Genomic DNA, 21,072 nt, shown 5'->3' on the forward strand with positions numbered 1-21,072 from the left:
ACGCGCGTGCGGGAAGATAAATTAGGCGCGCCATCGACGCCAGCCGGCGCCCAGCGCCGCAAGCTTTGCACAACCCGTATCCATACCCGTCACTTTAGCAGGCCGAATAGTTCGGCGCGCTGCGTTCCACTTTCCGGATCGCGCGGCTCCAGATGCAGCTCGTTATCGGCCACCTCGTTAATGAATTCCGGATCGTGGCTGATGACCAGCACCGTGGCTCCGCGCGCTGCAAGCGCGCGGATGTGAGTGGAGATGGAGCGGAGGTGCCGATAATCCACCCCGGAGGTCGGTTCGTCAAAGACATAAAACTCGGCATGCGCGACCGTAGCATTGGCGACGACGAGGCGCTGCTTCTGCCCGCCCGATAGCGTTGCCGGATGCCGGTCCGCCACCTCGCCTAATCCGAGGTCGGCCAAGACCTGCTCGATGCGTTCCTCACTCACCCCGGAATTCCCCAGCGCCACTTCCCCGCGCACGGTTTCCGCGAAAAGCTGGCGGGTGACATCCTGCATCACCAAGCTGGAATGGCGGAGCCGCTCACGCCCCCGGCACACTTTCCCACCGAAGGATATTCGTGCCCCCGATTCCGGGTGGGCCAGGCCGATAAGCACCCGGGCCAGGGTCGTTTTCCCGGCACCGTTAGGCCCCGTTAGCGCGGTCACCTGCCCGGCTGGGATCTCCACCCGCTCCAGATTAAGCACCTCGTGAGGGCCGTACGCAAAACGCACCGACTCGGCCACCACGCCCGGGGCGGTGGGCGCGCTGGCAGGCGCGCCGGCGTCGTCACCCTTCTTTCCGGTGGCAGGCACGCGCGCCGCACGTTCGGGGACCCGCAAGGTCCGCAGGCCCAGGCCGATACGTTCCGTTTCGTTCATGGCAAAGAAATCTACGGCCGGGTAGCGCCCGGTAATGCACCCGCCGTGCATGACGACAACTCGATCCGCGACGCCGCGCAGCGGGTAGAGACGATGTTCCGCGATGATTGTGGTCCACCCGCGGGCCTTGAGGGCGCGCACAACCTCCGCGAAATGCCCGACCATCTCGGGGCTGAGGTTAGAGGTTGGTTCGTCGAAAAGGAGGATACGATGCGGACCGACCAGCGCGGCGGCGCTGGCCACCAATTGCAATTCGCCGCCGGAGAGCGCGGCGAGGCGACGCGGAAGGAAACGCTCAATATTCCAGGTAGTGGCGGCGTGGGCGATGCGTTCCGCGACGAGATCCGGATCGTCACCGGCATTTTCGCCGGCGAAAGCGAGCTCCTCGAGTACTTTCGCGGTGAAGAATTGCGCACGCGGGTTTTGGAAAACGGTCCCGGCCGCACGCCCGAGTTCCTGGATCGGGGTGGCGGCGGTGCTAAGCCCGGCCAGGCGAACCTCGCCGTGCAACTCGCCGGGATACAGCTCGGGAATAAGACCGTTGAGAAGTTTGAGAATCGTGGACTTGCCCGAGCCGGAAGGCCCGGTAATAAGGGTGCAAGAACCGGCCGGGAAGTCGAGGTCGATATCGCGCACCCCGCAATCGGTAGCGGGGAGCTCGGGATCGCTCTCGTATGTAAAAGTAACGCCGCGCAGATAGGTGTCGGGTGCTTGCTGATCGAACGCGCTCATCGCACTCCTCCCGGGGTGAAGCTGATATTGACGAGGTAGTAACGCGCCACGATGAGGGCCGCGATCACCGCGAGCCACAGCGCATCCACCCAGGAGAACCGCAGGCGATGCAGCGAGGTGGGGCGGGTGCGCGAACCGAGGCCGCGCAGGGTTCCCGCGGCCGTCATATCATCGGCAATGCGGGCGCAGGAGGAAAGCAGCGGCACCAGGATAAATTCCAGGTAGCGCAGCGGATGGAACACTGCGCTCCAGCCCATGGCCAAGCCGCGCAGCGCCATCGCCTCCCGCACCGCCCGGTATTCGGACACCACGATGGGGAGGAAACGCAGCAGCACCGTGACCGGGGCGGTGACCGCCACCGGGATATGGAGAGCGCGCAGTGCGGCCACCAGCTCGCCGGGCACCAGAACCGTGAGGGCATATCCGGCCAGTGCGGCCGCCGCGCATAACTTGAACATCCAGAACCCGAAGGCCACGAAAAAAGCACCCAAGGCAGAGGCCCCGGTGAGGCTCGGGAGGAAAATAAGGAACATCCAGAAGGATTCCACAAGGATCACGCCGAGGGCCAGTTTCACCCGCCCGTTACTCACGAGCGCGAGCGCGGCCACCAACACCACGATCACCGCGAGCAGGAAACTGCCGCGCGTCATGACCAGCGCATTACCCACCAGCACGAGGAGGAGAACAGTGCGCGGGTCCGGGCGCCAGCGCCGGCGCTCATCCAAGCTGAGAATCGCGCCGGCATCAAGAACCGCGGGCACGCCGCTGCCGGGCATAGCGGACGCGCCGCTGCCGGGCTGAGCTGGTACACCGGTAGGGGAAGCGAGCGGGCCGCGAGCACGCGGGCCCGCGGCGTCGTCGTTAAAAACTGTGGAATCCACCGGAACCTCGCAGCTAGCGCGCGATACCGGACGTGCGGAAATGGCGGCGCAGCACCGAGTCGCCGAAGAAACCGCCGATGATTCCGAGCACGAAAACGGCCACGCCCCAGATGGCGATCATGGTCGGGGAGAGGAACCAGCGCAGGCCGTCGGCGTACTCGGTGCCCATGGAGCCGGCGATGTACTGGTAGTAACCTTCGGCGTCGGTGAGAACCGGGAACCACGGGGCGACGTACCACAGCGACATCAGCGCATAGCCGAGGATCTTGAGGTAACGCTTGCCGCGCGTGAAGAGGTAATCGCCCAGCAGCCCCAGGCCGAAGGTGAGCAGCACGGTCACCCACGGGTGGCCGGTGAGCACCATAAGTGCGCCCACGAGCAGCGCCATAAGCCCGAGGGTGCCAAATTTCGGGGCACGCGCTTTGAAGAGGAAAACGACGACGCCGTTGGCGATAATCCCCAGCGCGTAGCCCACGAACATCATCGCCGGGTTGATGACGCCCAGCATTCCGAAGCCGAAAAGAACAACGAAGTAGATGGCGGTAAAAACGCCAATATTTATAAAGTCTTTAGTTTTCACGGTGAGTCACTCCTGAACGAAGTAGTGAAGAACGGCGCGCCCTGAGATTAGGGCACCCTAACTTGAACTTTCGGGGATTAACTGTAGCGCTATCTAAGCCTTGGTCAATAGGACGGTTTGGAATGCGGGCGCCGCGATGCGCGCCACAGCACCCGTGATGGGCCAACGCGGCACCGAACGGAAGAGTATTCTGAGGAATGTATAGTTTTTATTAAGAACGCGAATGACGGCGTTTTTATGACCACTCCAAAGGAGGCAAGTCGTGGTCAGAAAACTCTCCGGTGCACTGAGCGCCCTTATTATCGGCCTATTAGCGGTGATTGCGCCGCTCCCAGCCGCGCTCGGGGAGCCCGGTTCGGCCGCTCCATCCACGTGGGACGAACTGGTCACCACCGCGTCCCAATCGGGTGACATAAGCGCGACTCTTTCCACTAAGTTGACTCTCAGCGCGGACGCGCCGGTGCTACGAGTTACGGCCGGAACCCAGCTCACCCTCACCGGCAGCGGTGAAGTCACCGGTGCGGACCTACCGGCCGTGCAGGTGGAGAAGGGTGGTTCTCTGACCCTGGCCGGCCCGTCATTCACCCGCACGCAATTCGTGGTGGAGGGCACGCTCACGGTGAGTGCTGGCTCGATCCACGATACGGCACTGACCGGTCCGGTTATTTTCGTCAAGGGCGGGGAACTGAATATTAGTGGTACCGCTGATTTCTCGCGTAATTCCAGTGCGCCGCAGGGTGGCACGCTCGGGCCGAGCGGCGTCACCGCCAGAAAATATGCACCGATTACCGCTTACGGTGGAACTATCACCGTGAGTGGCGGCACCATCACCGAAAATTCCGGCTTGCAACTCGGCGGCGCTATCGGGGTATGGGGCAGTGCGGAGCAGCCCGCAAAGCTCGTGATCAGCGGGGGCACCCTCAGCAAAAATACGGTGAGCCACCCGAAGTTCCGCGGTTATGGCGGGGCGGTGTACACCGAAGGTGCGACGGTGGAACTGAGTGGCGGCACCCTGAGCGAAAACGCCACTGAAGTCGGCGGCGCCATGGCTCTGATGCAATCCCCCTTCACCATGAGCGGAGGCGAAGTACGCGGGAATTCCAACGGTGAATTTGCAGGCTTCGGCGGCGGTATTCTTATCGACGGCGGCACGGCAACATTCACGGGCGGTACTATCTCGGGTAACACTGCCAACGGTTTCGGTGGCGGACTCAATATCCAAAACTCCACCGTATCGATCTCCGGGCTGACCGTTACCGAGAACACCGCACTGAAATCCGGCGGCGGCATTTCCTTCGGAGGTACTACCCACGCCGTCATCAACGCGGCAATTATGCGCGGAAATACCGCCACGGGATTCTGGGGCGGCGGTGCCATTTACAATGACACCAAGGCACAGCTCACGATGTACAACACCGTTATTCGCAATAACCAGATCAAGGATATGCTCTTGGTTGGAGCCGGAAACCGCCCGCCGAGCGCCCAGGGTGGCGGGTTGTGGAACTGTCCCACCGGCACAACCACGATGAATATCACGCGGGGCGTTGCTATTTTCGACAACTCCGCGCCCGATGCTGGAAAAGAGAAGCAGTACAGGGGCGCTGGCGATGATTTCTTCAGTGTGGCCAAACACGAGTACAACAACCCAATTCCTACCGAAGGCCAGCCTGTTACTGTGACCGAGCGGATGCTGGGCGGTTCCCCGCGCGCCTGGTTCCAGGATGGTTCCGCCTACGGTATTCACACTAATTGGCCAACGGAGAAGCAGCTGCCGCGCTACCGGGAAGGCGGAGAAAACACCCCAATTCCCTTCGGCCAACCGATTACTGACAATAAAGCCTTTAAGTCGGTTCCCGGCACGGAAGCGAAAACCCTGGCAGGGGTACTGGCCAGCGTCATTATCGAAAACAACAATGCCACCAATGTTGGTATTAGCGGCGGCGGAATCACCAATAACGGCAAGCTGATTTTCGGCGAGGATGACATCTGGACCCTGCGCGTCACGAAGGCGTGGGAGGGCGACGACTCCGCCACCCGCCCCGAGTCCATCACGTTGGATGTGCTGGTAGGCGGGCACAAACTCCAGGAAATCACCCTCACGGCCGCGCAGCAGTGGACGGCCGATATCCCCAACTTCCCGAACCCAACCACACTCATCGACGCGGCCACCGGGAAGCAACTCCCCATCGAATTCCGCGAACACGGCGCGGAAAATTCCCCGTACACGCTGCGCACCACCGCCACCACGGCGGACGACGGCGCGAAGCTCTACACGGTGGCGCTCACGAACACCATGTCCACCGAGGTTTCGGTGGCGAAGAAATGGAACGACGACGCCGCGCCTGCCGGCCTGCGCCCCGATAAGGTCACGGTGGAACTCCTGGATGCGGGCCAGCCGGTGGGTCAGAGCCTGGAGCTAAGCGCAGCGAGCGGATGGGCCGGAACCTTCACGGATCTCCCGGTGTACCGCGAGGGCCGCAAGGCGGTGTACTCGGTACGCGAAGTGCAGGTTCCTGGCTACACCACCGTGATTAGCGGGGATGCGGCTAGCGGGTACGTCATCACGAATACTCATACACCGCCACCGCCAACCACGGAGCCTCCGACGCCGCCATCCACTCCACCGACGACGGAACCTCCCACTCCACCAACCACGCCGCCCACTCCGAGCGTGCCGCCAACCACGGAGCCACCAGCTCCGCCCACAACGCCCCCGGCTCCCCCGACCACTCCCCCGGTGCCGCCAACGACACCGCCGAGTGTTCCGCCCACGGTGCCGCCGAGCACGCCTCCGGTAACTCCGCCAGCCAGCACGCCGCCGGCCAATCCGCCGCGGATTGTGCGCACCGGTAGCGACGCTCGTTCCGGAGTTGCCCTCACGGCCACCGCGCTCGTAGCGGGCCTCGGAATCCTGGCCTGGCGCCGCATCCGCACCACGCGCTAACGGGCCCTGCGCCTCACCCTCGGGGGTGGTACATCGCACGCGATGTACCACCCCCGCCGTCGTCGTACCTTTAAATGGCGAGAATCCGAGTGAGAGTAAATGGCGAGAATCCGAGTGAGAGCCGTTTCACGCCGAAAAAATTTCCCTCCGGCCCGGGAGAGGAATATGCTATTGGCAATTTGAGCCAAAATCAGGACGGCTCAGGAAAATTCGGAGGCACGCTCGCTTATGTCCGTGACGGAAACGACAACCACGACCGCCACCCACCCGATTGATCACCCTATCGATGGGAATCTCACCGTTCCCGCCAGTTCCGGCGTTTCCGGTGTTCCTGATTCCGCAGGAGTTAACAACCGGCCGGACGAGGATTTCTCATTCGGAGTTGTTCCCACTTCAAGCCGACGTTCCTTTTGGGCCGTCGGCTTTGTTATGCTCGGCTTCACTTTCTTCTCCGCGTCCATGTCGGTCGGAGCGAAACTCGGCATCGGCCTAGACCTGGGCGGCTTCGTGGCCGCGGTTTCCATCGGCGGCGCGATCCTCGCCACCTTCACCGGGGCGCTGGCCTACGTGGGCGCAAAAACCGGGATGGGTGTGGACGAACTGGCCCGCCACTCCTTCGGCCGCTTCGGTTCCTTCCTCCCCTCCTTCCTCATCGCCTTCACCCAGATGGGTTGGTTCGGTGTGGGCGTGGCCATGTTCGCCATCCCCACCGCGGAAATCCTCAATATTAGCCCCTGGCCGATTGTGCTCATCGCCGGCGGTCTCATGACCGCCTCCGCCTACTACGGCATCAAGGCCATCGAGATCGTCTCCTTCATCTCCGTGCCGCTGATCGCCGGGCTGGGCACCTACTCAATGGTGACCGCCACGGTGGACGGCGGCGGCCTCACCCGCATCTTCGCAAACACCAGCGGCATGCCGGTCATGGTGGGAGTCGGCCTGGTGGTCGGTTCCTTCATCTCGGGCGGCTCTGCCACCCCGAACTTCACCCGCTTCGCCGGCTCCGCTAAATCCGCGGTTATCACCACGGTTATCGCCTTCCTGCTGGGCAATACCCTCATGTTCTCCTTCGGCGCGGTGGGCGGTGCCTTCACCGGCAAGGACGATATCTTCTATGTCATGATCGCCCAGGGGCTGGCCATCCCGGCTCTCATCGTGCTGGGCGCGAATATTTGGACCACGAATAACAACGCTCTCTACACCACCGGCCTGGGCTTCGCGAATATGACGAAGCGCCCCAAGAAGCCGCTGGTCATTATCGCCGGAATCCTCGGCACCCTGTGCGCGCTGTGGCTCTACGACAACTTCGTGGGCTGGCTGAGCTTCCTCAACGCCACCCTGCCCCCGATCGGCACCGTGCTGGTGGCCGACTACTTCGCCAACCGCCGCGCCTACCACGCCATTGTGGAGGCCGTGGAAACCGGGCGGATCTCCGCGGCGGACACCTCGAATACCTCAGCGACCCGCGCGGTAGCCTGGCCCGCGGTTATCGCGGTGGCTGCCGGGGCCCTGGTGGGCTGGACCATCCCGGTGGGGATTGCCTCGCTCAACGCTATCGTTGCCGCGCTGGCCGTGTATTTCGCTGGCCGCGGCGTCGTCGCAACAATGAAGTAACCATCCGCGCGCGGCACTGCGCTGCACCACGCTGCAACGCAGTCGCCTTTACCGCGCCGCACGCACAACACCCGCACGAACTCGAAAGGAGCACCCGTGAGCACCCAGATTTTCCGGAATCTGCGCATCGAAAACGCTGACCATCTCTCCGATATCACCGTGACCGACGGCGTCATCACCGCGATCACGCCCGCGGCTTCGGCCCCCGCCCCCGTTTCCGGTACGACGGCGCAGCCGGGCCACGCGCCAGCCGCAACCGTCCGTGACTTCGGCGGGCGCCTGGCCCTGCCTCCCATCGTGGAATCACACGTCCACCTGGACACCACGATGACCGAAGGGGATCCGCACCCCAACGAATCGGGCACCCTCTTCGAGGGCATCGAGATATGGTCCCAGCGCAAGGCGAAGCTCACGGTGGAGGACGTCAAGGAGCGCGCCATGCGGGCGATCCGCCAGCAGGTGCGTTTCGGAATCCAGTACATCCGCTCTCACGTGGATATCAACGACCCGAATCTCACCGCGCTGCGCGCCCTGCTCGAACTGCGCGAGGAATTGCGCGACCACGTCACCCTGCAGCTGGTGGCGTTCCCGCAGGAGGGCATCGAATCCTATCCGCACGGGCGTGAGCTGCTGCGCACCGCCGCCGAGCTGGGCGTGGACGCCATCGGAGCCATCCCGCATTACGAATTCACCCGCGAATACTCGGTGAGCTCGCTGAATTACGCGGTGGGACTCGCGCAGGAATTCAACCTCCTCATGGACGTGCACTGTGATGAGATCGACGACGGCGCTTCGCGCGGCCTGGAAACCCTGGCGACTCGGGCCTATGAGGCGGGTATCGGGGAGAAAGTGACGGCCTCGCATACCACGGCGATGCATTCGTATAACAATGCCTATTTCATTCGGCTGCTGCGACTGCTCAAGATGAGCGGAATCAATTTCGTCTCCAATCCGATGGTCAATACCCACCTGCAAGGGCGCACGGATACGTACCCGAAGCGCCGCGGGGTGACCCGGGTCAAGGAGCTGACGGAAGCCGGAATCAACGTGTCCTTCGGGCAGGACGATATCGTCGATCCGTGGAATCCGCTGGGCACGGGCTCGCTGCGCGACGTGACCCTCATCGGGCTGTACGTGACCCAGATGATGGGGGCCTCACAGATCGACAATTCGTATCACTTCATCACCCATAACGGCGCGCGCACCCTCCACCTGCCCGATTACGGCATCAAGGTGGGTAATCCCGCGAACTTCATCGTGCTGGGGGCGCAGTCCTGGCGCGAGGCCCTGGCTTTCCACGCCCCGGTGCTGGCGTCCTACCGGCGCGGCGAGCTGCTTTTCGAGTCCACTGAGCCGGAGCGCGCCTGGCATTTCTAAGCGGTTAGTTGTGCGCCGCGCGCTGTGCGCGGCGCGGGGCGGGCGCGGCTGCGGCGCGGGCACGGCGCGAACCGGACCACCCGGCACGCGGCGCTGAGCAGGCATTGGACCTGGCCTGAGCCGCCGCGCGCTTTTCTCCCGGACCCTCGGCCGAGTGACAGGCCGGGGGTTCGGTGAATTTAAGCCGGTGGGCGGGCCTGCCAATGACAGCCACCGACCACCCGCGATCACGCCGGCTTACAAAGTGGTACTGGAGCTACAGCCAACACCTGATTTTCTGTCGTGCAGTACCACTCTGTGAGGCCCGCTGTTCTCCAGTACCACTTTGTCTCTGCACCGCGGGCCTGGCTGCCAGCCACCACCCGGAGCTGATCTGACATCTGGCGGCCCAGGCCCGTCCAGCCCAGGCCCGTCCAGCCCGCCCCCCCCCGAAAACAAAGTGCGCGGGAGAGCACCGTTTCGGAGCGATTTCATGTCTCTTACGCGCACTTGACAGGAGTCAATGTCCAGGATGCGCACTTTGAGGGGGAGAGACCAGGCGGACTCACAGAATGTACATGGGTGACAGTTTTTCCGCGATTTAATGTCCGTGGCGTACACTCTGTGCCCTTAACAGTCCGAAATGCGCGTTTTGTAGCCTTGAAGCTTGAAACTGACCCATTCCACCAATCTCGCGCCGACGGGAGGCGGGGGTGTTTTTCCGAGATGTACTTCGCATGTACGACATCTGCACTACAGCTCGGAAAACACCTACCACCCTGCCTCCCCTTGCGCCACCTATTTTACATGTGTAAATTAGGTGGCATGACAGAGGGACACGCACATACTCCGGGCGGCGGCACGAACGGTAGGCCGAACGCAAACCAGCACAGCACCCTCGGCCCGGCCGCGAACCAGCGCGAGAGCCTCGGCCCCGCCGCAGACGACCCACGGGCCCGGCGCTCCTACGATGCACTGGTACGGGCCGCCGCCGCGCTCATTGATAGCGGCGCGGCGATTGATGATCTCACCGTCTCCTGGATTACGCGGGAAGCCGGGGTTACCCGCCCCACCTTCTACCAGCATTTTTCCGGGATTAGCCAGCTGGTACGCGCCGTCGTCCTTACGCGGCTCCACGCAATTTTCGATGCCACCCCGGTGCCAACCTCGGAAGAACCTTCGCTCGACGTACAGCGGCAGGTACTGCTCCCCATGCTCACCACATTGCTTGAGCACCGCCACCTCATTGTCGCGACCCTCACCAGCTCCGCGGCTCTCGGGAGCGCAGCCCCGATTATCGCGGCGATTCGTGATCGTCTGCTCAGCGCCCCGGCCATTCGCGCCCGAGGCCGCGTCATGTTCGGCACGCCCGCAGGGGAGAAGGGCGCCTATCCCCCGCCCTCGAAAGCGGAGATGGACTTTGCCTCCATGGTGGCTGCCGGCCTGCTCTGGCGCGTGCTCCACTGGATGACCGAAGAACCCGCCGACCCGGCTGACCTTCCCCGCCTCGCCACCGAAGTGGGTAGTTTTACCCGCGCCGCCTATGGAGAACACTCATGAGCGAATCACGAAACACCGCCGCGCAGCCAGATGCGAGGCCGCAGCATGCCGCCACCGACGTCGCGCCGACCCCGCAACCGATCACGCAGCCAACCCCGCAGCCGATCACGCAGCAGGTTCCCTCCCGCGGCTGGCGGGAGCGCATCCGCCCCGCGATTGTCATGTTCGGGCTCGCCATTATTCCGATGATCTACGCCCTGATTCTCACCGGTGCCTACGATGACCCTCTCGGTAACCTCAATGAGATCCCGGCCGCGATTGTGAACGAAGACCGCGGCGCACAGTTGGACGGATCCGAGGTGAATCTGGGCGCTAGCATCACCGCCAAGCTCCTGGAAACCGAGGAACGCCAGAACTTCCAATGGCAGGAATACTCGGCAGTGGAGGCCGAGCAGAAACTAGCCAGCGGTGATATTTACGCGGTGCTCAGCATTCCGGCGTCGTTTTCCAGCGATGCCACCTCGATAGCGCGGGGTCCGGGGGTTGCCACCCGAGCCCGGCTCTCTTTCGTCACCGACGATGCCCGCAACTATATTGTCGGCAATGTGGGGCGTGTCATCGCCTCCACCGCCACGGCGGCGGTTTCGGAGAAAGTATCGGCCAAATATCTCGATGGCATTTACCTCTCCTTCGGGACGCTGAGCGAGCAACTGAGCGCCGCGGCAGACGGGGCCGGAGAGCTGGGCGCCGGGTTGCACGATGCGGCCGGCGGCGCGACCCGACTCGCGCAGGGCTCCGGCCAACTGGCTAGCGGTGCCGGGAACCTCGCCACCGGAACGGAAACTTTAGCTTCCGGTGCGGGGCGTATGAACGACGGCGCAGCTCAACTCGCCGCCGGAGCAAGCGATGCCGCCGGCGGGGCCAGCGCCCTGACTGAGGGAGTTTCCCACATAGCCGGCGGGGCCGGTGCCGCAAGCCTTGCGGCCGACCAGCTCCGGGATGGTGCGGAACGCAGCGCCGCGGGCCTTGACGCTTTGGCGACGGCCAGCCAGGATCTGGCTGCGGGCAGTCAAAAAGTTGCGGACGGGAATGCCGCACTGGTGGAGGGCACCAACCGGGCCCTTGCCGGAGCGCAGCGGCTGAGCACCGGATCGGAGAAACTCAGCAGCGGGATCAGCACCCTCAATGACGGCCTGAGCAGCCTCGTCACGATGTACGATGTGCTACCTCCGGAGGTAATCAAGGCGAAGCTCGCCGAGGCCCAGGCGGGCACCACGCAGCTTCTCGAGGGATCCACCCAGCTCCAGAGCGGGATAGCCGCCCTCGTAGGTGAGGAAAGCGGAACGGCGAGCGGGCCGGACGCGGGGAGCGCCGCTGGAACGGCACGCGGACCTGGCGCACACGGAGGGCCTGGCGTGGGCACCGAAACCGGCGGGCTGACCGCGCTCGCCAACGGGGCACAGGCCGCGAGCGCCGGGGCGGCACAGCTCAACGACGGCGCCACCCAGTTAGCCGCGGGCACCGAGCGCGCCGCGGCGGGAGCCCAGCAGGCCCTCGCCGCCACCGCGGAATTCGCCCGCCAACTCGACGCCCTCGCCTCCGGAAGCACCCGCGCCGCTACCGGAGCCACCCGTCTCGCGGAAGGGACCGCGCGTCTTGCTACCGGAAGTAACGAACTGGCAGCCCGCGCCCCCGAACTAGCCGCGGGGGCACGTGCCGCACACAGCGGGGCCACCCAGCTGAGCAACGGTGCCACCGCCCTCGCAACCAATCAGGAAACCCTGCGCGATGGCCTGCACACCCTGCGCGAGGGCGCCGCCACCCTAGAAGTGAAGCTCTCTGAAGGCGCGAAAAAAATCCCGGCCTACACCCCGAGCGAATCGGAAACGATGCAGCGGGTGGGTGCCTCCCCCGTGGAGTTGAGCACCACTCGCGCCCATCCCGTCGGCGATTTTGGTGCGGCAGTCGCCTGTTACTTCATCGCGCTGGCGATGTGGGTGGGCGCTATCGGCCTCTACCTCATGACGCCGCCTCTCTCGCGCCGTCTCACGACGGCGCGAGTATCCGGGCTGCAGCTCGGGCTCGGTTCGGTTGCTACCGGGGCGCTTATGGGAATCGTGCAGGCGGGCCTGCTGGTCGGGGTACTCCACCTCTTCGGGAATGTGGATCTCATCAACCCGGGCGCCACCCTGGCCATCTGCGTCACTTCTTCGATTGTGTATATCGCGATCAACCAGGCACTCATTGCGCTTTTCGGCGCCCCGGGGCGCTTCATCGCGCTTCTCATGATCGTGATCCAGCTGGGGGCGGCTGGCGGAATTTACCCGGTGGAAACCGCCCCGGGCTTCTTCCAAGCCGTCCACCCGCTACTGCCCGTCACCCACACGGTCAACGCCCTGCGGGCCGCGATTGCCGGTGGCCCGATTGATATCGGCACCTATGCAGGTGCTCTCGGATTGTGGTTTGTCGCCTCGGTACTAGCCACCGTCTTCGCCGCCGTCATCAAAAACTGGCGCGATGACCACACCGGCACGCCCCGGCCCCGCGAGGCGAAAGCCGGTAGCGGCGTCGTACCAAAAAATGAGGAGGTGCCCGCCGCGGCGCGGTAAAGGGCAGGAGCACGCGCCGGGCCCGCAGCCGCACAGTAATTTCTGAGTCCTATTTACCGCGAGGTAAGGGAAGCCTAATATGGAGGTGCTCCGTGGATCGCCCGCGGGGCACCTCTCCTACTGTTCGCGGAGGAATGGGATGACGGCTCACCTCACCCACGCAGATGCCGGCACCGCCCCGAACGGCGGCGTCGCCACGCGTGTCGATACGTATAAAGAAAAACGCGCGCAAGGACAGCGCGCCCTCAAAGAACTCATGGCACCGATCGCGCCGCGCCTGGCGCTCGGCCGCTTTGTAGCGGTGTGCTCCTCACTCGTGGCCGTGGCGCCTTTTATTGCACTGGTGCGCATCGGCGATATTCTGCTGCCGGCCTGGCGCGCCGGAACGCCGATAGATAACGAAGCACTGAGCTGGAATGTCAAACTTCTCGCCGGAGCTTTTTGCACCCAGCTCTTCCTCTATTTCCTCGCGCTGAGCATCACACATTTCGCGGATCTCAAACTGCGCGGTCTGCTCCAAGAGCGCATTATCGCGCAGATTTCACGCGCGCCACTCTCGTGGTTCTCCCGGGCGCGCTCCGGGCAGATCCGCAAGGCGATTCAAGCCGACACCACCACGCTCCACACCTTGGTCGCGCACGCCCCGGTAGAAACCACGGCCGCGGTAGCTACCCCGCTGGCTCTCGTTATTTTCGCTTTCACCGTGAATTGGCGCCTCGGGCTTCTCACCATGATTCCGCTGCCTTTCTACTTCGCGGCGCAAATGTTCATGATGCGGGATATGGGCGAAAAGACCGCGGAGATGGATGACCGGCTCGGCTACCTCGCCGCGCGCGGGGTGGAATTCGTGGAAGGCATCCAGGTGGTCAAGAGCTTCGGGAAAGTCGGCCACGCACACCGCGCTTTCGCGCGCGCCGCGGATGATTTCGGGAATTTCTACTGGGATTGGTGCGGGCCGATGCTGAAAGGCTCCGCGTTGGCCATGTCCTTCATTTCCGCGCCGGTGGTGCTGCTCGTCAATATGGGGCTCGGCTCGCTGATTCTTGCCGCCGGCGCCGCCACCCTCCCCGAGGTCATCGCCTGCTCCCTGATTGGCCTGATCGTGCCACTCACTTTCGACACCCTCTCCACCAGCATGTGGTCCTACCAGCTGGCCGGAAATTCCGCGCTGCGGATTATCGAGGTGACAAGCGTGGAACAGCTGCCGCAGCTTGAAGCCCCCGCAGAAAATCCCGCGGCTCCCACGGCCGCGAGTGCCGGCGAAGCCGCGGGCGGCGTCGTACCCGCGCATGTTGTGTTCGACAACGTGAGCTACTCGTATCCGCGCGCCGGGCGCACCATCCAGGCCCTCGACGGTGTCTCGCTCACGCTGCGCCGCGGCACCGTGACCGCGCTGCTCGGGCCCTCCGGTTCGGGCAAATCCACCCTGGCCACCATGCTCGCGCGTTTCCGTGATCCGGATAGCGGGCGGGTGCTCCTCGAGGGGCACGACCTGCGAACCTTCTCCGAAAAAGACCTGTACGCGCGGGTCGCTTTCGTGCTGCAAGACGCGCACATGCTGCGGATGTCCGTGCGGGATAATATTCGCCTCGCGCGCCCGAATGCCGACGACGCCGCCATCGAGCAAGCGGCCCGCGCCGCCAATATTTGGGACGATATCTGCGCCCTTCCCCGGGGTTTGGACACCGTACTAGGAGAAGATACCGCGATGTCCGGGGGCCAATACCAGCGCCTAGCTATCGCGCGGGCCCTGCTGGCAGATGCCGATCTGCTTATTTTGGATGAGGCAACCGTAGCCACCGACCCCCAATGCGAAGCGGAAATCCAAAGCGCCCTCAACCGTTTGGTAGCCGGGCGCACCGTGCTGGTGATCGCCCACCACGCCGAGTCGGTGCTCGGGGTGGATCAGGTGTGCATTTTGGAACAGGGGCGGATTTCCGCCCTGGGTACCCCGGAGGACGTAGCCGCGCATCCCTTCTGGGTGCGGCTCATGGAAGGACGCGAAGATGCCTAAGACCTCTGACTCCACGAATACCTACGGCGGGCACTCGCACACCGGGCGTTTTTCCGATCCGCTCCTGGTGCACGCCTACGGCTCCGTCCTCACCGAGGAAGGCCACGGCTACTATCGCCGCTCCATTGCCTTGGTTATCCTCTCCGGGATGATCGAAGGGCTCGCGCTCCTCACCGTGGTGCCCCTGGCGCTGACCTGGTCCACCGGCACCCCGACCCTCGGGCTCGGCGTGGGCGGCTGGATCAGCGTGCTCGCCGCGCTCGCGGTCACCGGTCTGCTCACCGCTTACGTTCAGGCGGTGATGGCCTATACGGCCGCCATGGACGTGATCCGCCACAGTCTCAGCCTGCTGGGCGACCAACTCTCCCGCCTGCCGCTGGGCTGGTTCCGCTCCGGTTGGGCCGGCACGCTCTCCCGCCTGGTCACCGACGGGCTCATGGCTATCGGCCAGGGCATCGCCCATTTCACCACCCCGATTATCCGCAACGCCACCGCAGCGCTGGTGCTGCTGGGGGGCATGTGGATCTGGCAGTGGCAACTGGGGCTTGCACTCACGGTTGCGTTCCCGCTGCTGTGCGCGTTGGCCGCCGCGGCCCGGGTATTACGACGCCGCTCCGAACTGGCCACCAGCGCCACCGAAAGCGATCTGGCGGATCGGATTGTGGAATACGCCCGGTGCCAGCCCATCCTGCGGGCCACTGGCCAGGCCGCTACCTTCGCGCCGCTCCAGGCTGCGGTTCGGGCGAACCTCGCTGCCCAGCGCCGTTCGCTGTGGCTGGGGATCGCCGCGAACTTGCTCTCCGGGGTGGGTGCGCAGCTGCTGGTGGTGAGCCTTATCGCGCTGGCGGTGCGTCTATGCACGGGTGGGCTGCTCAACCCGGCGGCCACCCTCGCTTTCCTCGGGGTGGCGCTGCGTTTCATGCGGAATCTGGAGGATTTCACCTCCTTCGTTATGGCAACGGAAGTGGCTCGCACTCCGCTTGACTCCATGCGCGAGGTGCTCGATGCACCTGTCCCGAGCGAGCCGGCCAGCGACGTCGCCCTTCCCACGCCCGGCGAAGTTGCCCTCACGGACGTTCGTTTCGGGTACCGCGCCGATACCCCGGTGCTGGACGGCGTGAGCTTCACGGCCCGCCCGGGCACCCTCACCGCGATTGTGGGACCCTCCGGAGCCGGTAAATCCACCCTGTTCCGCCTCATGTGCCGGTTCTGGGACGTAGAAGGCGGCAGCGTGAAAATTGGCGGGGTGGATGTGCGTGATCAAACGACGGCGCAGCTCATGGCGCAACTGTCCATGGTGTTCCAGGATGTTTATCTTTACGACGACACCCTCGAAGCGAATATTCGGGTGGGCCGCGAAGGCGCCACTGATGCCGAAGTGCGAGCGGCGGCGGATATGGCCGGCGTGAGCGATATTGCCGCGCGGTTGCCCGATGGCTGGGAAAGCCCTGTCGGCGAACGCGGCGGGATGCTTTCTGGTGGGGAACGCCAGCGGGTGTCCATCGCGCGGGCGCTCCTCAAACACGCTCCCATCGTACTTTTCGATGAGGCCACCTCGGCCCTCGATCCGGAAAATACCGCCGCTATCCGGGCCTGCATTCAGCAGCTGCGCCGGGAGGCAACGGTGCTGGTAATTGCCCATAAGCTGGAAACGGTGCAGGGTGCGGACCAGATCGTGGTGCTCGACGCGGGCGGTACCGTGCGGGAAGTGGGCACCCACGCACAGTTGCTGGAAAGCGGCGGACTGTACCGGAAATTCTGGGAGGATCGACGGCGCGCGGCCGGCTGGCAGCTGGGCGCCCCAGCGGAGTAACGCTGACTAACCCGGGCGCGAAGCCCGCAGCCAGGCGGCACGGAACCTTGCCACCTGGCTGCGGGCCCGCGGACCTGAATCCTACATTTTGCAACGTAGAGAACCTACAAATTGCAACGTAACAGCCCTACATTTTGCAACGTAAGCACTCTACATTTTGTAACGCAACCTCTAAACTGAGGATATGGACACTGAAATTGTCGCGGCGAACCCGCTTTCCTCGCTGTTATCACCGGCACGGGAATAACCGGGCCCGCTGGCGAGGGCGTGATCACTTTCCCGCTCAGTGCGCTGGGCCAGTAGCTCCCACCCCGCTTCTCCGCAGCACCGAGCCCCCACGCATACTCATACCAACCCCCGGATTTTCAAGCATTGACAAGGATTTTCACGCCACATAACTGTTGACACCCCGCGCTCCACTTCATAAAGTTAGGGCCACCTAACCACTAGGTCGGGAGCCGGTTTCACGCCCCGGCCGCTAACAAAGGAGCATTGGTGAAACGCCGTGTCATGACCGTTGCCTTGAGCGCGCTGTGCGCCGGGTTGCTGGCGAGCTGTTCCGCATCGTCCACCTCTACTGAATCACCTACCAGTTCGAGCGGTGCCAGCGCAGCTGCGTCGTCGGCCTCACCTGCCGCGAACGATGCCGCAAGCGGACCACTCACCGTAACCGATCAGCGCGGCCACCAGGTGGAAGTCAACCGCCCCGTGCAAAAGATCGCTTCCGCGGTGATCCCCGCGCCCACCATTATTGCTGCGGTGGACGGGTCCTGGGATCGCATTGTTGGCATTAATGAATCGCTACTAGTCGCCAATAAGCAGGGCATTATTTCAAAGATTTTCCCGGCCTCGGTGACCACCCCGGTGATTGCGGATCGCCAGTTCACCCCGAATATGGAAACTATCCTGGCGCAGGACCCCGACGTATTTATTCAGTGGGGTGACCGCAGCGAGGATCTTATTACGCCTATCGAGTCGGCCGGCATTCCGGTGCTCGGGCTCAAGTACGGCACCCAGGAAAACCTAGAAACCTGGATCAAGCTTTTCGGTGAAATCCTCGGCAAGGAAGATCGCGCCGCGCAGCTTATTGACTATATGCACAGCGAGCAGGATTCCATCTCCAAGCAGGTCGCGGCTTTGGGCAAGCCCAAGCCGCGCGGTTTGCAGCTGAGCTACTCGGCCGAAAAGATGTCCGCAAATACAGAGAAGAGCTACGGGCAGCACGTTTTTGACGTGGCCGGTATTCAAAATATGGCCACCTCCGACGTGGTTCAGGACGGGATTGTCTCCCCGGAGCAGATCCTCGCCTGGGACCCGGAAATTATTTTCCTCTCCGCTTTTGATAAAGCCGTGCCTGATGATCTGTACAACGATCCGCGCCTATCCGAGGTAAGTGCGATTAAGAATAAGCGTGTCTACCGCGCCCCGCTGGGGGTGTATCGCTGGCAGGTGCCCTGCGCCGAATCCCCGCTGTACTGGAATTACGTAGCGGCCCTCGCCTACCCGGGTGAGTTTAAGGTCGATATGCCCACGCTCATGCGCGAAAAGACGAAGTGGATCTACAACTACGATCTCACCGACGAAGATATCGATCTGGTTCTGCGCACCGATATTAATAACGGCAGCGCCAATTATGACGTTGTTCGCTAAGCCCGCCAAGCCCGCAACTTCCGCGCAAGCTGCCCGCGCCAGCGCGGCGCCGGGAGAGGTCAGCACGCCTACCAAGGCCGTCAGCACCATCGCCCGGCGCCGCACCGCGGCCTTCGCGGTGCTCGTCATCACCACCATCGCGCTGCTCGGCGCGATGGTGGTGGCGATGGGCATGGGTCAGCTCTCCATTAGCGCTCCGGACGTGGTGCGTATTCTCTTCTCGAGTCCGGACGATGTGGATCGCTCGGCCCTCGTGGCTATTAACCAAATTCGAGCCCCGCGAGTCATTCTTGCCGTCGTGCTCGGCGGTTGCCTGGCTGTTTCCGGCGCGGTGCTCCAGTCCCTGTTCCGCAACCCGCTGGTCTCGCCCGATATCGTGGGGGTTTCCTCCGCGGCTGCGTTCGGCGGGGTGCTGGCGATTCTGGTGGGCACCTCAAGCTTCATCCTCATGGGATCCACCTTCATTTTCGGGCTTTCCGCGGTGGTCTGCGTGATGCTCATCGGGCGGATCCGTTCCCATTCGGCCACGCTCACTATCGTGCTGGCCGGCGTGGTGGTTTCCGCGTTCTTCAACGCCATGGTTTCCCTCATGACCTACGTGGCCGACCCGTACAGTAAACTCCCCTCGATTACCTTCTGGCTCATGGGCTCACTAGCTGCGGCGTCGTGGGCAAAAGTCACCACCATTATTATTCCCGTCATTATTGGGCTTATCGTGGTGGTGGCGCTGCGCTGGCGTATTAATGTGCTCTCGCTGGGCGATGAGGATGCCCGGGCTCTCGGTATTAATCCGAGTGCGATGCGCTGGGTGTGTATTTTCGCCGTCGCCCTCCTTACCGCAGCTTCGGTGGCAGCCGCCGGAATCATTGGCTGGGTGGGCCTGGTGATCCCGCATCTGGTGCGCCTGCTGGTCGGGCACGATAATCGCGTGGTTATCCCGGAATCTTTCCTCATGGGCGGGATGTATCTCCTCATTATTGACACAATTGCGCGCAATGCGACCTCGGTGGAAATACCGGTGGGAATTTTGACCGCCACGATCGGCGCCCCGGTATTTATCGGGTTGCTCATTCGGCGCGCGCGAAAGGGGCGGGCTCTTGCTTAAGGCAGAAAATCTTGGGCACCACTATCGCGGCGGGCCGTGGCTGTTCCGCGGGGTGGAGCTGGAGGCCCACCCCGGCGAAGTACTCACGGTGCTCGGGCCGAATGCGCGCGGAAAAACCACCCTGCTGACCTGTTTGGCGGGAGTGCGCACCCCGGTGGAAGGCACCGTGCATTCGGACGGGCCCATCGGCTACGTGCCGCAATCCCACGCGGCAAACCACCAGTTCACCGTGCATGACATGGTCCTCATGGGTCGGGCCCGCACCATGCGAGTTTTCGCCAGCCCCTCGGCCGCCGATAGCGAGGCCGCGTGGGAGGCCCTCGAACGGGTGGGGATCGCGCACCTGGGCGGGGCTACGTACGCCGAGCTTTCCGGCGGGCAACGCCAGCTCACGCTCATTGCCCGCGCGCTGGTCGCCACCCCGAGCACTCTCATTTTGGACGAGCCGACATCCGCGCTGGACCTGCGCAATCAACGCCGTGTCCTCACAATTATTCGCACGCTCGCGGCCGAGGGCCTGGCCATTATTATGACCACGCACGATCCGGCGCACGCCTTCCTGACCTCGCGCACCACCCTCGTCATGGACGCTGACGACCTCTCCATTGGCGCCACCGAACGCCAACTCACCGAAGCGCGGCTGAGCTCGCTTTACCGCACGCCGATTCGGGTTCGTGATGTTCCGGTTGACCGTGGCTCACAGTGCGTCGTCGTTCCGGATTTTAGTGCGAACGACGACGCCGCCCCTTCCGCTTCCACACCGCCCTCGCAAAGAAAGGACCACGATGGGTAATATCCTCACGATTATGAATATGGTGCGCGATGCGAGCACGCCACCTGACCTTATTGATACCTACGAGCTACCCAGCACTGACCTGGGTAATTACCGCGGAATTGTGGTGTCCATGGGCGCCGACCAGGTATTTTTAGAGCGGCAGCGCGAGCGCCTGAGCGCCTGGGTGCGCGCGGGCGGGAAACTGCTGGCCAACGGCCTGCCGATGCGGCGCTGGGTGGATGGGTTGCCGAGCCACCGAAAAATGGAATTTCACGGGTTGGATGATGTGTGGCTAAGCGCTGTGGAGCCGCATCCGATCTGGGAGGGTGTTGAGCGCCGCGATATGCTGCTGCGCACCGGCGTGCCCGGCGAGCATTCTTTCGAGGAATTACGCGAGATCGGGGTGGCCGGTTTTTACGCGCGTTCCTTCCTATCGGACCTGCCCGCAGGCGCGCGGGTGATCACCGGAATCGGGCCCGGCAAGCTGCCGGTGGACGTCAGCTACCGGCTGGGCGAAGGCGAAGTGATTGTCCACAACGGTAACGACCTCAGCGGTTTCGCGTTCCCGGGGACGTCCGCCGCCGGGCTGCGCCGCGCCATCACCGAGTACCTGGAGAAGTAACG

14 protein-coding genes are annotated in these 21,072 nt (G+C 63.6%); 11 read left to right on the forward strand and 3 right to left on the reverse strand.

Annotation, left to right across the window (positions count from 1 at the left end; all coding sequences use genetic code 11):
- Positions 1–89: 89 nt before the first annotated feature.
- The 3 genes from HMPREF9237_RS01205 to HMPREF9237_RS01215 are packed head-to-tail and all read right to left on the reverse strand — an operon-like array spanning position 90 to position 3,068.
- A complete protein-coding gene (locus HMPREF9237_RS01205; RefSeq protein WP_016441891.1) occupies positions 90–1,607 on the reverse strand; it encodes an ABC transporter ATP-binding protein in 1,518 nt (505 codons plus the stop codon).
- The gene (locus tag HMPREF9237_RS01210) at positions 1,604–2,488 is read right to left on the reverse strand and encodes an energy-coupling factor transporter transmembrane component T family protein (protein ID WP_016441892.1); all 885 of its coding nucleotides are present in this window, start codon (positions 2,486–2,488) and stop codon (positions 1,604–1,606) included. The genes HMPREF9237_RS01205 and HMPREF9237_RS01210 overlap by 4 nt, the downstream gene beginning before the upstream one ends.
- Before the next feature lie 13 nt (positions 2,489–2,501).
- A complete protein-coding gene (locus HMPREF9237_RS01215) occupies positions 2,502–3,068 on the reverse strand; it encodes an MptD family putative ECF transporter S component (protein ID WP_016441893.1) in 567 nt (188 codons plus the stop codon).
- 262 nt (positions 3,069–3,330) lie between these two features.
- On the opposite strand from HMPREF9237_RS01215, the gene HMPREF9237_RS01220 reads away from it, so the two are divergent.
- The 11 genes from HMPREF9237_RS01220 (at position 3,331) to HMPREF9237_RS01275 (ending at position 21,070) form a co-directional block, all read left to right on the forward strand.
- Complete coding sequence (locus HMPREF9237_RS01220; protein WP_016441894.1) at positions 3,331–6,012, forward strand: Cna B-type domain-containing protein; 2,682 nt, start codon at positions 3,331–3,333, stop codon at positions 6,010–6,012.
- A 228-nt stretch (positions 6,013–6,240) separates the two neighbouring features.
- Positions 6,241–7,626 (forward strand): cytosine permease, encoded by a 1,386-nt coding sequence (gene codB, locus HMPREF9237_RS01230; RefSeq protein ID WP_016441895.1) that lies wholly within the window; start codon positions 6,241–6,243, stop codon positions 7,624–7,626.
- 96 nt (positions 7,627–7,722) lie between these two features.
- Positions 7,723–9,003: a cytosine deaminase gene (gene codA, locus HMPREF9237_RS01235; RefSeq protein ID WP_016441896.1), complete on the forward strand. Its 1,281-nt coding sequence runs from the start codon at positions 7,723–7,725 to the stop codon at positions 9,001–9,003.
- Positions 9,004–9,807: 804 nt separating this feature from the next.
- Entirely contained in the window at positions 9,808–10,542 is a 735-nt protein-coding gene (locus HMPREF9237_RS01240; RefSeq protein WP_039898165.1) for a TetR/AcrR family transcriptional regulator, read from the forward strand.
- On the forward strand, positions 10,539–13,091 hold the full coding sequence (locus HMPREF9237_RS01245) for a YhgE/Pip domain-containing protein (RefSeq protein ID WP_016441898.1): 2,553 nt from the start codon (positions 10,539–10,541) through the stop codon (positions 13,089–13,091). The genes HMPREF9237_RS01240 and HMPREF9237_RS01245 overlap by 4 nt, the downstream gene beginning before the upstream one ends.
- A gap of 139 nt (positions 13,092–13,230) precedes the next feature.
- Positions 13,231–15,105 carry an ABC transporter ATP-binding protein gene (locus tag HMPREF9237_RS01250; RefSeq protein WP_016441899.1) on the forward strand — a complete coding sequence of 625 codons (1,875 nt, stop codon included), beginning with the start codon at positions 13,231–13,233 and terminating at the stop codon, positions 15,103–15,105.
- On the forward strand, positions 15,098–16,918 hold the full coding sequence (locus tag HMPREF9237_RS01255) for an ABC transporter ATP-binding protein (RefSeq protein ID WP_016441900.1): 1,821 nt from the start codon (positions 15,098–15,100) through the stop codon (positions 16,916–16,918). Before HMPREF9237_RS01250 ends, HMPREF9237_RS01255 begins: the two co-directional genes overlap by 8 nt.
- Before the next feature lie 495 nt (positions 16,919–17,413).
- A complete protein-coding gene (locus tag HMPREF9237_RS01260; protein WP_016441901.1) occupies positions 17,414–18,568 on the forward strand; it encodes an ABC transporter substrate-binding protein in 1,155 nt (384 codons plus the stop codon).
- Positions 18,552–19,673 carry a FecCD family ABC transporter permease gene (locus tag HMPREF9237_RS01265; RefSeq protein ID WP_016441902.1) on the forward strand — a complete coding sequence of 374 codons (1,122 nt, stop codon included), beginning with the start codon at positions 18,552–18,554 and terminating at the stop codon, positions 19,671–19,673. Before HMPREF9237_RS01260 ends, HMPREF9237_RS01265 begins: the two co-directional genes overlap by 17 nt.
- Positions 19,666–20,466: an ABC transporter ATP-binding protein gene (locus HMPREF9237_RS01270; protein WP_016441903.1), complete on the forward strand. Its 801-nt coding sequence runs from the start codon at positions 19,666–19,668 to the stop codon at positions 20,464–20,466. Before HMPREF9237_RS01265 ends, HMPREF9237_RS01270 begins: the two co-directional genes overlap by 8 nt.
- Positions 20,459–21,070, forward strand: a complete 612-nt coding sequence (locus tag HMPREF9237_RS01275) for a hypothetical protein (RefSeq protein WP_016441904.1) — start codon at positions 20,459–20,461, stop codon at positions 21,068–21,070. The genes HMPREF9237_RS01270 and HMPREF9237_RS01275 overlap by 8 nt, the downstream gene beginning before the upstream one ends.
- Positions 21,071–21,072: the final 2 nt, after the last annotated feature.

It is taken from the genome of Actinotignum schaalii FB123-CNA-2 (assembly GCF_000411135.1).
Taxonomy (GTDB): domain Bacteria; phylum Actinomycetota; class Actinomycetes; order Actinomycetales; family Actinomycetaceae; genus Actinotignum; species Actinotignum schaalii_A.

Coding starts and splice junctions, on each gene's coding strand:
- HMPREF9237_RS01205 (WP_016441891.1), bottom strand. CDS start 1,607: ATGAGCGCGTTCGATCAGCAAGCACCCGACACCTATCTGCGCGGCGTT.
- codB (WP_016441895.1), top strand. CDS start 6,241: ATGTCCGTGACGGAAACGACAACCACGACCGCCACCCACCCGATTGAT.
- HMPREF9237_RS01240 (WP_039898165.1), top strand. CDS start 9,808: ATGACAGAGGGACACGCACATACTCCGGGCGGCGGCACGAACGGTAGG.
- HMPREF9237_RS01245 (WP_016441898.1), top strand. CDS start 10,539: ATGAGCGAATCACGAAACACCGCCGCGCAGCCAGATGCGAGGCCGCAG.
- HMPREF9237_RS01250 (WP_016441899.1), top strand. CDS start 13,231: ATGACGGCTCACCTCACCCACGCAGATGCCGGCACCGCCCCGAACGGC.
- HMPREF9237_RS01255 (WP_016441900.1), top strand. CDS start 15,098: ATGCCTAAGACCTCTGACTCCACGAATACCTACGGCGGGCACTCGCAC.
- HMPREF9237_RS01265 (WP_016441902.1), top strand. CDS start 18,552: ATGACGTTGTTCGCTAAGCCCGCCAAGCCCGCAACTTCCGCGCAAGCT.
- HMPREF9237_RS01275 (WP_016441904.1), top strand. CDS start 20,459: ATGGGTAATATCCTCACGATTATGAATATGGTGCGCGATGCGAGCACG.